The following is a 14573-nucleotide window of genomic DNA, read 5'->3' on the forward strand; positions in this document are numbered from 1 at the left end:
ACGCCAGCTTTGCGGGGGCAAAAGGGAGGTCATTGTACACACCGACACGAACGCTCACAAATTTAGCGACGAAATGTCGCAAATCTATGTCGCATTTATGAAAGGTTTAAAGCGATATGCTGTGCTAGTCAAAACTTTTTTAATTCTGACCGCTACGACTCAAAAGCTACTGTGACGCAGACACCACAAAGCGCGCGGCCTTGAGGGCAGCACGCACTTGCGGATTTTTTTGAGGTGCCGGGAGAGGCGGCCTGGGTAAGGCCGCCGAATCTTCAGCGAGTTGTTGCGAGTTCTTGTTGAACGCTGGCAACAGTGCGAGGCCAAGGTTTACCAGCCTGAACCTTCGCTGGCAAGGCTTTGATCGCGGAATCAGCTGCTGCACGGCTTGGGAAGCTGCCGTAGGTGATCACGTAGAGAGGCTTGCCGTTGAGCACTTTCTTGAAATAACGGTACTCGCCGCCCTGCTCTTTCACGAACGCCTGAGCGTTGGCTTCGGAACTGGTACCGAGGATCTGCACCACGAAGTGGCCGGCCGGCTGGCTGGTGTACCAGCTGCTGCCCGCGGCGGCAGGCGCAGCCGCTTTGGCAACGGCGGCAGGTTTCTCAGCGGGCTTGGCGGCTGGCGCCGGCTTGGCCACTGGCGCAGGCGCGACTGGCTTGGCAACCGGAGCTGGCTTGGCGGTAGCGACGGTCGGTGCCGGGGTCGGCTTGGCCGCTGGAGTGGCTGCCGGGCCCGCTGGCACGCCTGCAGGCGGCGCAGTCGTGGTCACGGTTGGCGGCGTGGCGCTGGAGCCTTCCACCGGCACACCGTCATCGCCTTCGGAAATACCACCGGCGGCTTCGGCCAGCGGGCCGCGCATCACCGGCTGACCCACCATCGGCAGGTTGGTCGGCTGGCCGGAGTTGGCGAATTCGACATTTGGCGTGGGTTTGCCCAGTGGCAACTGCGCCTGTTCGGTTGGCGCACCGGCGGTGGCGGGTGCCTTGCTGCGGCCCGGAATCAACCAGGCGGCGGCAACAGCGACCACGACAACGGCGGAAATAGCCAATACGTGCTTCTTAGGCATAGTAAACCCCATCTTTGGACGCTTAACCGCAGAGCGGCTTGCAATCATGGCTTCGATCAAGGCATCCCGGGCAACCTGGTTGATGGTGCCAGGCCAGCCGTCGGAGCTTTCGTGAATATCAGAGATCTGCGAAGCGGAGAAAAGTTCGATACCGGCCCCGGCGCCTTCAAGGCGTTGAGCCAGGTATTCGCGGGTTTCTTCCTCTTCGTACGGTTGTAATTCGATGACGTGAAACAGCTCCTGATCACCACTGATCTGCTCCAGATCGGCGATCAACGACGACTCGCCAAACAGGAACACGTGCGGGCGACCTTCGGGCGTGCCCGCCGCCAGCGCCAGCAGCGCTTCCAGGGCAGACTCGTCGAGTTGTTCGGCGTCATCGACCAGCAAATACACTTCTTGCCCGGTCAGGCCCAGTTGCACCACTTGCTTGAGAATCGCGTTCGGCTCGGCATTGGACACATTCAGCGCCTGAGCCACCTGGCGTAGCACACCCGCCGCATCCCCCGCACCACGGGCCGACACCACAACGCTCTGGACCGATTGCTTGTTGGTGCTGGCAACCAGCGCCTGGCGCAGCAGGGTTTTGCCACTGCCCAACGGGCCGGTCACCACCAGCAGCAATTGGCTGTAGCGCGCCAGATGGTGCAATTGGCCAAGCACCGGCTTGCGCTGGGCAGGGAAAAATTTGAAACCAGGCACCCGCGGAGCAAAAGGGTCATGGCTTAACTGGTAATGGCCGAGGAACGCCTCGTCGGCATGCAAACTAGTCATCGGGATCTTATTAACCTTTAAGCTGGGCCAGGGCGCGGTAATCCGCTCCCAGCGTGGCCTGTAAAATCTCTTTCGGATAATCGTCGGTCACTACCGCTTCGCCCATGTGGCGCAGCAACACCAGTCGCAGGCGACCGTCGATCACTTTCTTGTCTATTGCCATATGTTCGAGGAAATCCGCCTCGGTCATCTCCAAGGGTGGAACGACCGGCAAGCCGGCGCGCTGGAACAGGCGTATACCCCGGTCCCGCTCCTGGGCACTGATCCAGCCCAGGCGTTGCGACATTTCCAATGCCATCACTGTGCCAGCCGCTACGGCTTCCCCATGCAACCACACACCATAGCCCATGTGCGTTTCGATCGCATGGCCGAAGGTGTGGCCCAGGTTCAGCGTGGCGCGTACACCGGACTCCCGCTCATCGGCATTCACCACCAGCGCCTTGGCCGCGCAGGAACGAGAAATCGCTTCAGTCAGCGCCACCTGGTCCAGCGCGCGCAGGGCATCCATATGTTCTTCGAGCCAGGTCAGGAACGGCTCGTCGCAGATCAGTCCGTACTTGATGACTTCTGCCAGCCCCGCCGACAACTCGCGCGGCGGCAGCGTGTTGAGGGTGGCGGTGTCGATCAGCACGACATTGGGCTGATAGAACGCGCCGACCATGTTCTTGCCCAGCGGGTGGTTGATGCCCGTCTTGCCGCCCACCGACGAATCGACCTGGGAAAGCAAGGTGGTCGGCACCTGGATAAAGTCCACACCGCGCTGGTAGCAGGCTGCCGCAAAACCGGCCATGTCGCCGATCACACCGCCGCCCAAGGCGACCACGGTGGTACGACGGTCATGGCGCGCAGTCAGCAGCCCATCGAAGATCAGTTGCAGGGTTTCCCAGTTCTTGTGGGCCTCGCCGTCAGGCAAGATCACTGAGATCACCGAATACGCCGCGAGGCTGCGGCTCAGACGCTCAAGATACAGCGGCGCGACCGTTTCGTTGGAGATGATCGCCACCTGCCGCCCGGCAATATGCGGAGCGAGCAATTCGGGCAGGTCCAACAAACCTTCGCCAATATGGATTGGGTAGCTGCGCTCGCCTAGATCGACCTTAAGTGTCTGCATGTGTCCCCGCGTGAAGATATATGTACGATCGGCAACGCTCGGATCTGACGCCGCCTGATGGCTCTACGCCACACCCCGAAGGCTGATAACGCGTCGCCGAGAATAGCGCATTTCGGGCCAGGCTTTAACGGGGCGGCAACTGTGCCAGGCGTTCAAGAATGTCGAGAACGACCATTCGTGGCGGCCGCTCATCGGTTTCCACCACCAGATCGGCGATTTCCCGATAAAGCGGATCACGCAACGTCAGCAAGTCCCGCAACGTTTTTGCCGGGTCGGCCGTGCGCAACAATGGGCGGTTGCGATCGCGGGCGGTGCGGCCCACCTGCTGCTCGACCGATGCGTGCAGATAGACCACGCGGCCACCGGCATGCAGTGCCCGGCGGTTTTCATCGCGCATGACGGCGCCGCCGCCGGTGGCCAATACCACGCCATCGCAGCCGCACAGCTCGGCAATCATCGCCTGCTCGCGGTCGCGAAAGCCCAGCTCGCCTTCCTTATCGAAGATCCATGGGATATTGGCACCCGTGCGCAATTCAATTTCCTTGTCGGAATCTTTGAACGGCAGGCGCAGCTCTTTGGCCAGCAAACGGCCGATGGTGCTTTTTCCAGCCCCCATCGGTCCTACAAGAATCAAATTTCGCACAGAATCAACGACTCACAGCAATCGCCTGGTTATTCATAATACGCGGAGTCAGGAATACCAGCAGCTCGGATTTTCTTTCCGCCAGCACATCGCGCCGGAAAAGGCGGCCAAGATACGGCACATCGCCCAAAAATGGCACTTTATCTACCACTTTGCTTTGGGTATTGGAGAAAACCCCACCGATGACGATGGTCTCGCCATCCTTGACCAGCACCTTGGCGTTGACTTCGTTTTTCTTGATCGGCGGCACGTCGTTGAGCTTGTTCAGATAGTCAGGCTCGTCCTTGGTGACCTTGACCTCCATGACCACCCAGCCATCAGGGGTGATTTGTGGCGTCACCTCCAGCGACAGCGAGGCCTCCTTGAACGACACCGACGTGGCACCCCGCGAGGTGGATTCCTGATAAGGGATCTCGGTGCCCTTGAGGATCCGCGCGGTTTCCTTGTCAGAGGTAACCACCTTGGGCTGCGAGACGATTTCACCGTTGCCGGTTTTCTCCATGGCCGTCAGCTCAAGGTCCAGCAGCAGGTTGTCGGTGATATAAGCGATACCCAGGCCTGAAGTACCGGTGAGCGAACCCATGTCGACAAACGGCGAGCTGGGCAGGCTTTCCGACGGTTCAGCGCCCTCGGCCAACGGTTTGTTGATACCGCCCGCCCCCCAATTGCCACGGTTGAGGCGCCCACCCCAGCGCACGCCAAGGCTTTTGTCGTAATCGACATTGGCTTCAACGATTCGCGCCTCGATCATCACCTGGCGCACCGGGACATCCAGCTGCGCCACGATCCGCCGCAGCTCTTCGAGCCGTTCGCCGGTCTGGTAGGCGATGATGTTGTTGGTACGTTCATCCACGGCGACCGAACCGCGCTCATCGGGGATGCCTTCCAGGCTGGTGACCGATTGGAACAATTTGGCCAGGTCCGCCGCCTTGGCGTAATTGACCTGCAACAGTTCCCGGCGCAAGGGCGCCAACTCGGCCATTTGCTTGCGCGCCTCCAGTGTCAGCAGTTCGCGTGCGGCCAACTCTTCGGCCGGCGCCACCAGCAACACACCGGCTTTCACACGTTTGTCCAACCCCTTGGCTTGCAACACCAGCTCCAGTGCCTGATCCCAGGGCACCTCCTTGAGCCGCAAGGTGATGGAGCCTTGCACATCGTCGCTGGCCACCAGATTAAGCCCGGCGACATCCGCAATCTGCTGCAATACAGCGCGCAAAGCGATGTCCTGGAAGTTGAGGGCAGCTTGTCGCCGGAATAGTGGGTACTCAACGCCGAGCTGCCGGGAGGTGGCAGCTGGATCAGGTCCAGGCGATTGGGCACAGCAAAAGCCATCGGTGCCGTGAACGCTATCCATAGCGCCACACCGAAGGACGAGAAAGTCCTTTTCATTGGTTGATTCCGTTATGAGTTGATAGTTAACACCAGGGTTCGCGAGCGCTGCAGCCATGCGCCCTGCTCATCCGGGAACAGCTCGGCCAGCTCGATATGGCCGGCATGAATGGCTGTGACCCGGCCGTGGTTGGGGCCCAGGTAGTCACCCACCGCCAGGCGGTGCACAGCCGAGGCTGCGCGCAGCAGGACGAAGGTTTGTGTGCCGCGGGACAAGGTGCCGACCATTTCGACTTGATCGAGGGCCAGACCTTCGAGCACTCCACGTTTACGCGCGAAGTCCGGTGCAGGTGCCGGCTGGCCTGGCGCGTGATAGGCCTGCGAGGCAGGGGGCTGGAACGGATCACGCAAAGAGGTCGCATCGTAGACAAATTGCGCCACCGGCTCGACAACGCGCTCAGGCTTGCCGCCAGGCAACCTGCCGCGATAAGCCTTGGCCAGTAGCTCAAGGCGCACTAACGGCCCATCAGAGCGAAGCGCAACATCGTGCACAGTGACGATCTGCGACAACCCGCCCAAGGCACTCACGAACGTCACCAGGTCATGGTAGGCGCCAAAAACCGCCACCTGCACCGGTTCCTCGATGAAGAGCGGCAGAGACAGTTCGTCGAGGACCGTGACGCCCTCGACCACCAAACCGTTGGCAGCCGCCAGCCGCGCAATGTCGTCGAGCAAGCCAGGCATATCCGACTCACCGGGCAATTGTCGTAACAGCCCGCCAACCGCCTCCTGCATCACCTGCTCCTGGCGGGCACGGTGCTCAAGACTGTCTGCCAACCCAGCCTTTTGTGCGAGGTCCTGTTGCAGCGCCACTGCCTGCGCTTCCAACGTGTGCAACCGCTCGCCTGCCGGCGTCAGCAACCAACCATCGCCCACCCCCCACACCAGACCTGCCAGCGCGCAGCCCAGCAGAACCTTGCCCGGCAGGGGCCATTTAGCAGCGTTGTGAGAGAGCGTGGAAAAGTCGAGCCTGGGCAGGCTCATGGCTGGGCCTCGGTGGATTCCCCCTGGCGCACCATCAATTGAAAGGCGTTGCCACCACCTTGCCCTTGCGCACGTACCTGTTGCAGTCGCGTGGCGTGAGCACCTTCTGATGCCTCCAGGCGACGCATCAGCTGGGCGATATCCTGGCTGGATTCGGCACTGCCGCTGACACTCACGGTGTTGCCCCTGGCTACAACCTCGTGCAGATGCACCCCATCCGGCACCGCACGGGCCAACTGGTCCAACAGCTGGGCGCTGGCCGAGCGGGATTCGTGCAGGTCCTGAACGACCTTCATGCGCGCAGCCAGTTGCTGGCTTTGCTCCTGCAAGTCGTCGATGGTCTTGATGCGGGCGTCCTGAACGGCGACGTCTTTAGTCAGGTGATTGTTGCGCGTCACCTGACGGTCTATAGCCTGATCGATGACCTGGTCCGCCAGCCAAACCGCCGCGAGCGCCACACCGGCGAACGCCAGCAGGAATATCAGGAAGTATTTGCGCCGCCGCTCCGCCAGCGCCTGGCGCCAAGGCAAAAGATTGATTCGTGTCATCCAGCGAAACTCCTCAGGGCCAACCCGCAAGCAACTCCCATCCCGTGGGCATCCACGGCCCATTGTGCGCCATCAACCCGATGGCCCGGCGTGAAGCTGGCGAAATCCTGACGGCAAGCGCGCTCCAATGCAAACCCTTCGACGTCCACCACTCGCGCCGCCAGCCCGGCCAGGGCCAAAACCGCTTCGCGGGCCTCGACCTGCTCCTTGAGGCAGGCCGCCAGCAACACCTCGACCCGCGCCGCGCCCTGGGGCGACGGGCCACGGACCTGAAAATCAATGGCAACATCGTCCAACGGGTAAGGAATGTACTGGTCGGCCTCCATCTGGATTTTCCAGACCATTTCCTCGTCACTGAGCCCCGCTTCCATTTCGATCACCCGCGTGATGACCGATGGGCCCGACACCGCCACGGCCGCCTGCCGGGCGGACGTGTGCAAGCGAGATAACGCCTGCTGCAACGTCCGCGCTATCGCTTCAAGGTCCAACAGCGTGCCATCGACCACGGCATTGGCAGGCAACGCCTGCGCAGCATAGGACTGAACGCTGTAGCCACTGGCTGAATGGGCCAGCTCAATCAGCTTGATAGCTGCGTCATTGATGTCGACGCCCAGCAGCGTGTCGGCTTTTCGCCTGAAAAATCCCTTTCTCATAAAACTCCCCAAAACTTTGCCTGTCATACCGCCTGATTGCGGCCGGGTGCGGTGCATTCGGTCGACTTGTTTAACTGGCACGAATGACGCCCCAAGCCGAAAATGCTTTAATGCCCAGCGTTTTTTCCCGCTTTTTATCTGCTGCTCGGGTCGATCCATCGTTTGCCATGCATGCCCCGACGCCTAACTCATTCTTTTCTCTGGAAATCCAAAAGCCTTGATTCGTCTGCTGAAGTTTTTCGGGTACTCCATTGTCGCGATCGTCTGCGGGCTGCTGCTCGTACTCAGCGGTGCCTACCTCTACCTTAGTCCGGGTTTGCCTTCCGTAGAGGCGCTCAGAAGTATCCAGTTGCAGATTCCTTTGCGGGTTTACAGCAGCGATGAAAAACTGATCGCGGAGTTCGGCGAAATGCGCCGTACACCGATCCGTTTCGCCGACATTCCACCCAATTTCATTAACGCGCTGCTGTCGGCTGAAGACGATAATTTCGCCAATCACTACGGCGTAGACCCCAGCAGCCTGGTGCGTGCCGCCACACAGCTGGTAAAAAGCGGACACATTCAGTCCGGCGGCAGCACCATCACCATGCAGGTGGCGAAGAACTTTTTCCTCACCAGCGAGCGCAGCTTTTCGCGTAAAGCCACTGAAATCCTGCTGGCATTGCAGATCGAACGTCAGTTGACCAAGGACGAAATCCTTGAGCTGTACGTCAACAAGATCTACCTGGGCAACCGCGCCTACGGGATCGAAGCGGCGTCCCAGGTCTACTATGGCAAGTCGATTCGTGACGCCAGCCTGGCGCAGATGGCAATGATTGCCGGCCTGCCAAAGGCCCCGTCACGCTTTAACCCACTGGCCAACCCCGCGCGCAGCAAAGAGCGTCGCGACTGGATCCTGGGGCGCATGTACAAGCTGGGCAAGATCGACCAGGCCGCCTATGAAAGCGCCGTCGCCGAGCCGTTGAATGCCAGCTATCACGTGCCGACACCGGAAGTGAATGCACCGTACATCGCCGAAATGGCGCGTGCCGAAATGGTCGGCCGTTATGGCAGCGAGGCCTACACCGAAGGCTTCCGTGTGACCACCACCGTTCCGAGCAACTTGCAGGACATCGCCAACAACGCTGTCCATGACGGCCTCGTCACCTATGACCAGCGCCATGGCTATCGCGGCCCCGAATCGCGCCTGCCCGGCAAAACCCTGAGCGCCTGGACCACCGAACTTAGCAAACAGCGCCCCATCAGCGGCCTGGAGCCAGCCATCGTCACCCAAGTGAAGAAGGATGGCGTGCAAGTACTGACCCGCACCGGTGAAGGCCATGTGTCGTGGGACAGCATGAAGTGGGCACGCCCGTTCCTGAACACCAACAGCATGGGCCCGATGCCCAAGCAGCCGTCGGACGTGGCGCAGGTGGGTGACTTGATCCGCGTAAAACGCCAGAAAGACGACAGCCTGAAATTCAGCCAGGTGCCTGTGGCTCAAGGCGCGCTGGTGTCTCTTGACCCGCAGAACGGTGCCATCCGCGCCCTGGTCGGTGGTTTTGCCTTCGAGCAAAGCAACTACAACCGCGCCACCCAGGCCAAGCGCCAGCCGGGCTCAAGCTTCAAACCGTTCGTCTACAGCGCTGCACTGGACAACGGCTACACCGCCGCCAGCCTGGTCAACGATGCGCCGATCGTGTTTGTCGACGAGTACCTGGACAAGGTCTGGCGTCCGAAGAACGACACCAACACGTTCCTCGGCCCGATCCGTATTCGCGAGGCGCTGTACAAGTCGCGTAACCTGGTGTCGATCCGCCTGCTGCAGGCGATGGGCGTTGGCAAGACTATCGACTACATGACGCGCTTCGGCTTCAACAAGTCGGACCTGCCACCCAACCTGTCCCTGGCCCTCGGCACCGCGACCCTCACGCCGATGGAAATCGCCACCGGCTGGAGCACCTTTGCCAACGGCGGCTACAAGATCACGCCGTACCTGATCGACAAGATCGAGAGCCGCAATGGCGACACACTGTTCACCGCCAACCCGCCGCGCGTGCCGGGCGATGTGGTCAACGGGGTTGCAGCACCTGATGGCATCGCCGCACCGAGCAACGGTGGCATCACCATCGAGCCGACACCCGGCGCAGCGCCAGCTGCAAACGCCCCGGCGCCAACCGAGCCACAAGCACCGGCGGTAGCTGAACGTATCGTGGATGGCCGTACCACCTATATCCTCAACAGCATTCTGGAAGACGTGATCAAGAAAGGCACCGGCCGTCGTGCCCTGGCCTTGGGCCGTGCAGACATCGCCGGCAAGACCGGTACCACCAACGAGTCCAAGGACGCCTGGTTCTCCGGCTACAACGGTGATTACGTGACCACCGTATGGACTGGTTATGACCAACCGGAAAGCCTCGGTCGTCGCGAGTTTGGTGGCACCGTCGCCCTGCCGATCTGGATGAGCTACATGGGCGCGGCCTTGAAAGACAAGCCGCTGCACACCCAACCTGAGCCGGAAGGCATTCTCAGCCTGCGGATCGATCCGGTGAGTGGCCGTGCGGCTTCACCCAGCACGCCAAATGCGTACTTCGAGTTGTTCAAGAGCGAAGACACCCCGCCGTCGGTCAACGAGCTGGGTAACGGCACCGCACCGGGCAGCCCGCTGCCGGCGGATGAGGCGGCGCCGATCGATCTCTTCTAACTCGCGCAGATCCAATGTGGGAGCGGGCTTGCTCGCGAAAGCGGAGAATCAGTCAATGAACCTGGCGACTGACCCACCGCGTTCGCGAGCAAGCCCGCTCCCACCCTTGGAGCCCCACTAGGCCCAAGCGAATCGCCACAAAAAAGCCCCGACTCGTGAGAGCCGGGGCTTTTTGTTGGTGCGCTACAACCGCTTAGCCGTTGAACACATCATCCACGCTTTGCAGCGGGTAGTGCTTCGGATACGGCAGGGTGGCCACACCGGTCTCGATGGCGGCTTTAGCCACGGCATCGGAGATCAGGGTGATCAGGCGCTTATCCATTGGTTTCGGAATGATGTACTCACGGCCGAACGCCAGCGGGGCACCACCGTAGGCATCGCAGACATCCTGCGGCACCGGCAGCTTGGCCAGTTCACGCAGGGCGTTGGCGGCCGCTACTTTCATCTCTTCGTTGATGCGCTTGGCGCGAACGTCCAGGGCACCACGGAAGATGAACGGGAAGCCCAATACGTTGTTGACCTGGTTCGGGTAGTCCGAACGGCCAGTGGCCATGATCACGTCGTTACGGGTGGCGTGCGCCAGTTCCGGGGAGATTTCCGGATCCGGGTTGGAGCAGGCGAACACGATCGGGTTGGCCGCCATGGACTTCAGGCCTTCGGCGCTGAGCAGGTTCGGGCCGGACAGGCCAACGAACACGTCTGCACCGTTCAAGGCGTCAGCCAGGGTGCGCTTCTCGGTCGCGTGGGCAAACATCGCCTTGTACTGGTTCAGGTCGGTACGCTCGGACTGAACAACGCCCTTGCTGTCGACCATGAAGATGTTTTCCAGCTTGGCGCCCATGCTCACCAGCAACTTCATGCAGGAGATGGCCGCAGCACCAGCGCCCAGGCAGACGATCTGAGCGTCAGCCAGGGTTTTGCCAGCGATTTCCAGGGCGTTGATCATGCCGGCCGCAGTAACGATCGCGGTGCCGTGCTGGTCATCGTGGAATACCGGAATGTCGCACTGTTCGATCAGGGCCTTTTCGATCTCGAAGCACTCAGGTGCCTTGATGTCTTCCAGGTTGATGCCACCGAAAGTGATGGAGATGCGCTTTACAGTGTCGATGAAAGCTTGCGGGCTTTCGGAATCGACTTCGATGTCGAAAACGTCGATGCCGGCAAAGCGCTTGAACAGCACGCCCTTACCTTCCATGACTGGCTTGGAAGCCAATGGGCCAAGGTTACCCAGGCCGAGAATCGCGGTGCCATCGGAAATCACTGCAACCAGGTTGCCTTTGCCGGTGTACTTGTACGCCAGTTCAGGATCGCGGGCGATTTCACGTACGGGCTCGGCAACGCCAGGGCTGTAGGCCAGCGACAGATCGCGGGCAGTGGCAGTGGCTTTGGTGAGCTCTACACTCAGCTTTCCTGGACGAGGATGGGCGTGATATTCGAGAGCGGCAGTTTTCAAATCAGACATATCGGCATTCCGCTTTTACTGTTGGTCGACGGACCGCCGAGGATACGCGTGTCGCAAAGTCCCTACAAGACTGGGCAGTCACAGGTGTCAAGGGCCCTGCGCTAAGACTTTCGGCCAAGAGCCACGGGATACAAGGGCTCAACTGTTCACAATCAACTTAAAAAATGTCTACAATTTTTTCTCAACAATCGCTTTTAACCGCGCATCGCCAAATCACAGGCACAAAAAAGGCGCCCACAAGGGACGCCTTTTTCAACAGCTGACAAAAGCCCAAAAGGCTTTTGAGGCTTACTCCGCTGGAGTAGCAGCCTTCTTGCCGAAAGCACCAAAGCGATCTGCGAAGCGCTGTACACGGCCGCCGGTGTCCAGAGTTTTCTGCTTACCGGTGTAGAACGGGTGGCACTCGTTGCATACGTCAGTACCCAGTGGCTTGCACAGGTTCGAACGTGTTTCGAACTTGTTGCCGCAGCTGCAGGTTACTTCGATGGTTTCGTACGCTGGATGGATATCGGCTTTCATGGTGACTTCCTCGGGCTAGCGTGCCGCCACTCGACACTATTGTCGAATACCGCACGTAATTAGGCCGCGGATTCTACCAGACCTTTCTAAACGCGCAAGCCGCACTTCCTGTGGTTTACCCCTATAAAAGCCCCTTTCATCAGAAAAAACCCCACACACCACCGTCCATGTGGGCACTGGGCTTGCCCGCGATCGCGATATCTCAGGCACCCCATCCAGCGACTGCCGAGCCGCCATCGCGGGCAAGCCCGGCGCCCACAGTTGGGCTGCCGTATTCCGAACAACGCGGGACACCCCCACAGCAGGTCTGCTAGGCTCCCGCCCCTGCGCCACTGCCTGCCTTTAGATGAGACTCCCCGCGTGCCCGACGCCATTTTGCGCCTAGCCCTGCCTTCGCCCCTGCGCCGCCTGTTCGACTACCGGGCGCCGGCCGGCGTGCTGCGGGCGCAGTTGCAGCCAGGCATGCGCGTGCGTGTGCCGTTTGGCCGCCGGGAGATGATTGGCATCCTGATCGAAGTCGCCGATCACAGCGAAGTGCCCGCCGAAAAGCTCAAGCCGGCACTGGCCATCCTCGACGCCACACCACCGCTGCCGCCCGCCTTGTTCAAACTGTGCCTGTGGACCGCCCAGTATTACCAGCACAGCCTGGGCGACACGCTGAGCTGGGCGCTGCCGGTGCTGTTGCGCCAGGGCGAACTGGCCGAAGCGCGCCAGGAACGCTTTTGGTCGATGGTGCCCGGTGCGCGCCTCGACGACCCACGCATCGCCCGCGCGCCGCGCCAGCGTGAAGCCCTGGCGACCCTGGCCCAACACCCGCACGGCGTGGCCCACCAGCTGTTAAGCAAGCTGATGCTGAGCAAGGACAGCCTCGACCTGCTGCTGGCCAAGGGCATGGTGCAGGTGGAAATCCGCAAGCACGCGCCGGACCCGCGCCACGACCACTGGCTGGCCCAGCCCGAACTGCCGCTGAACCCCGAGCAGCGCGCGGCGTATGAAGCCATTCGCGCCGGTTTCGATACCTTTCATGCGTTTCTGTTGGCTGGCGTCACCGGCAGCGGCAAGACCGAAGTGTATTTGCAACTGATCCGCGAAACCCTGCAGGCCGGTAAACAGGCGCTGGTGTTGATCCCCGAGATCAACCTGGGCCCGCAAACCCTGGCGCGCTTCGAACAACGCTTTAACGCGCGCATCGCCCTGGTGCACTCGGCGGTCAACGACCGTGAGCGTTTGGAGTCATGGCTGGCGGCGCGGGACGGTGAGGCCGACATTATTATCGGCACCCGCTCGGCACTGTTCACGCCCATGAAAAACCCCGGGCTGATCATCATCGACGAGGAGCACGACGGCTCCTATAAACAGCAGGAAGGCCTGCGCTACCACGCCCGCGACCTGGCGCTGGTGCGCGCACGCCAGGAAAACATCCCGATTGTGCTGGGCTCCGCCACGCCCTCGCTGGAAAGCCTGCACAACGCCTACACCGGCCGTTACGGGCTCCTACGCTTGAATGAGCGCGCAGGTGGCGCCAAGCAACCACGTTTCCTGCGCCTGGATGTAAAAAGCCGCCCGCTGGACAGTGGGATTTCCGGGCCGATGCAACAAGCCATCGGCCAGACCCTTGCCGCCGGCCAGCAAGTGCTGGTGTTTCTCAACCGCCGCGGTTTTGCACCGACGCTGTTGTGCCATGACTGCGGCTGGATGTCCGAGTGCGAACGCTGTGATGCGCGTATGACCGTGCACCAACGCTACGGCGAGTTACGCTGCCACCACTGCGGGCATGTCGAGCGTGTGCCGCGCCACTGCCCGCAGTGTGGCAAAGTCGATTTGCGCCCGGTAGGCGCGGGCACCGAGCGCGCCGAAGAGCGCTTGGGCATCCTGTTCCCGGATTACCCGGTGCTGCGGGTCGACCGCGACAGCACCTCGCGCAAAGACGCGATGAACCAGCTGTTCGCCACCATCCAGAAAGGCCAGCCGTGCATTCTGGTCGGCACGCAGATGCTTGCCAAAGGGCACCACTTCCCACGTGTCACGCTGGTGTCGATCCTGGATGCCGACGGTGGCTTGTTTTCCGGAGACTTCCGCGCCAGCGAGCGCATGGCGCAGTTGATCGTGCAGGTCGCAGGCCGTGCGGGGCGCGCCGAAGAACCGGGCAAAGTCATTATCCAGACCCACCTGGCCGACCATCCGCTACTGATACAGCTGACCGAACAAGGCTATTTTGCCTTCGCCGAACAAGCGCTGAGCGAACGCCGCTCGGCCGGTTTACCGCCCTTCTCTCATCTGGCCCTGCTGCGCGCTGAAGCGCACAAACCCGGGCAGGCCGAAGGCTTTCTGGATGAAGCGTGCAGTGCCGCCGAACGGTTACTCGGCGAACTGGGTCTGACCGGCATCGAATTGCTCGGCCCGGTGCCCGCCCCCATGGAACGTCGCGCCGGGCGCTACCGTGCTCAGCTACTCTTGCAGGCATCATCCCGTGCACCGCTGCATCGGCTATTAAGTAGCTGGTTGCTTGCCCTGGAGCAAATGCCCAGCGGCCGGCAAGTGCGATGGTCGTTGGATGTGGACCCGGTGGACCTGTATTGACAGAAACCGCCTGATTGCAGGCGGCCAGCGCCCACCTGTAGAAATATTCATCCATTAAAATCTGGCAGCGGGCTTGCCCGCGATGAGGCCCGCAGGTCTACCAACCCGTCTGAACGGTTGGCAAGCCCGCCCTCGCCACGGATAATGCCCAGTTTTTCCA

General features: G+C 61.1%; 10 protein-coding genes and 1 pseudogene. 2 read left to right on the top strand and 9 right to left on the bottom strand.

Annotated elements, in window-relative coordinates:
- Positions 1-272 precede the first annotated feature (272 nt).
- The 7 genes and pseudogenes from JFT85_RS13875 to pilM all read right to left on the bottom strand — a co-directional run bounded on the left by JFT85_RS13875 (position 273) and on the right by pilM (position 7169).
- Entirely contained in the window at positions 273-1841 is a 1569-nt protein-coding gene (locus tag JFT85_RS13875; RefSeq protein ID WP_053253956.1) for an SPOR domain-containing protein, read from the bottom strand.
- A 10-nt stretch (positions 1842-1851) separates the two neighbouring features.
- Positions 1852-2952 carry a 3-dehydroquinate synthase gene (gene aroB, locus JFT85_RS13880; RefSeq protein ID WP_053253955.1) on the bottom strand — a complete coding sequence of 367 codons (1101 nt, stop codon included), beginning with the start codon at positions 2950-2952 and terminating at the stop codon, positions 1852-1854.
- Positions 2953-3076: 124 nt separating this feature from the next.
- Positions 3077-3595: a shikimate kinase AroK gene (gene aroK, locus JFT85_RS13885; protein ID WP_003209345.1), complete on the bottom strand. Its 519-nt coding sequence runs from the start codon at positions 3593-3595 to the stop codon at positions 3077-3079.
- A 4-nt stretch (positions 3596-3599) separates the two neighbouring features.
- Positions 3600-4927: pseudogene (locus JFT85_RS13890) on the bottom strand (type IV pilus secretin PilQ).
- Between the two features lie 69 nt (positions 4928-4996).
- Positions 4997-5968 carry a pilus assembly protein PilP gene (locus JFT85_RS13895; protein ID WP_169875683.1) on the bottom strand — a complete coding sequence of 324 codons (972 nt, stop codon included), beginning with the start codon at positions 5966-5968 and terminating at the stop codon, positions 4997-4999.
- A complete protein-coding gene (locus tag JFT85_RS13900) occupies positions 5965-6516 on the bottom strand; it encodes a PilN domain-containing protein (protein ID WP_078827639.1) in 552 nt (183 codons plus the stop codon). Before JFT85_RS13900 ends, JFT85_RS13895 begins: the two co-directional genes overlap by 4 nt.
- Entirely contained in the window at positions 6513-7169 is a 657-nt protein-coding gene (pilM, locus tag JFT85_RS13905; RefSeq protein ID WP_053254193.1) for a type IV pilus assembly protein PilM, read from the bottom strand. The genes JFT85_RS13900 and pilM overlap by 4 nt, the downstream gene beginning before the upstream one ends.
- Positions 7170-7389: 220 nt before the next feature.
- Between pilM and JFT85_RS13910 the strand changes: the two genes are divergently transcribed.
- The gene (locus JFT85_RS13910) at positions 7390-9852 is read left to right on the top strand and encodes a penicillin-binding protein 1A (RefSeq protein ID WP_371859146.1); all 2463 of its coding nucleotides are present in this window, start codon (positions 7390-7392) and stop codon (positions 9850-9852) included.
- A gap of 193 nt (positions 9853-10045) precedes the next feature.
- Here the strand turns inward: JFT85_RS13910 and JFT85_RS13915 are convergent, their stop codons facing one another.
- Both JFT85_RS13915 and rpmE read right to left on the bottom strand, forming a co-directional pair.
- Positions 10046-11314, bottom strand: coding sequence for a malic enzyme-like NAD(P)-binding protein (locus JFT85_RS13915; RefSeq protein WP_053253950.1), 1269 nt, complete (start codon positions 11312-11314; stop codon positions 10046-10048).
- 288 nt (positions 11315-11602) lie between these two features.
- Entirely contained in the window at positions 11603-11833 is a 231-nt protein-coding gene (rpmE, locus tag JFT85_RS13920) for a 50S ribosomal protein L31 (RefSeq protein WP_017738861.1), read from the bottom strand.
- Between the two features lie 360 nt (positions 11834-12193).
- Here rpmE and JFT85_RS13925 point away from each other — a divergent pair, with 360 nt between their 5' ends.
- Entirely contained in the window at positions 12194-14413 is a 2220-nt protein-coding gene (locus JFT85_RS13925) for a primosomal protein N' (RefSeq protein ID WP_069550849.1), read from the top strand.
- Positions 14414-14573: the final 160 nt, after the last annotated feature.

The sequence above is a fragment of the Pseudomonas sp. TH04 genome (genome assembly GCF_016651355.1).
GTDB lineage: Bacteria > Pseudomonadota > Gammaproteobacteria > Pseudomonadales > Pseudomonadaceae > Aquipseudomonas > Aquipseudomonas fluorescens.

What these genes read in the sequence shown, in the direction of transcription:
- rpmE (WP_017738861.1), bottom strand. Translation starts at nt 11,833, where the DNA reads ATGAAAGCCGATATCCATCCAGCGTACGAAACCATCGAAGTAACCTGC.
- JFT85_RS13895 (WP_169875683.1), bottom strand. Translation starts at nt 5,968, where the DNA reads ATGAGCCTGCCCAGGCTCGACTTTTCCACGCTCTCTCACAACGCTGCT.
- pilM (WP_053254193.1), bottom strand. Translation starts at nt 7,169, where the DNA reads ATGAGAAAGGGATTTTTCAGGCGAAAAGCCGACACGCTGCTGGGCGTC.
- aroB (WP_053253955.1), bottom strand. Translation starts at nt 2,952, where the DNA reads ATGCAGACACTTAAGGTCGATCTAGGCGAGCGCAGCTACCCAATCCAT.
- JFT85_RS13915 (WP_053253950.1), bottom strand. Translation starts at nt 11,314, where the DNA reads ATGTCTGATTTGAAAACTGCCGCTCTCGAATATCACGCCCATCCTCGT.
- JFT85_RS13900 (WP_078827639.1), bottom strand. Translation starts at nt 6,516, where the DNA reads ATGACACGAATCAATCTTTTGCCTTGGCGCCAGGCGCTGGCGGAGCGG.
- JFT85_RS13875 (WP_053253956.1), bottom strand. Translation starts at nt 1,841, where the DNA reads ATGACTAGTTTGCATGCCGACGAGGCGTTCCTCGGCCATTACCAGTTA.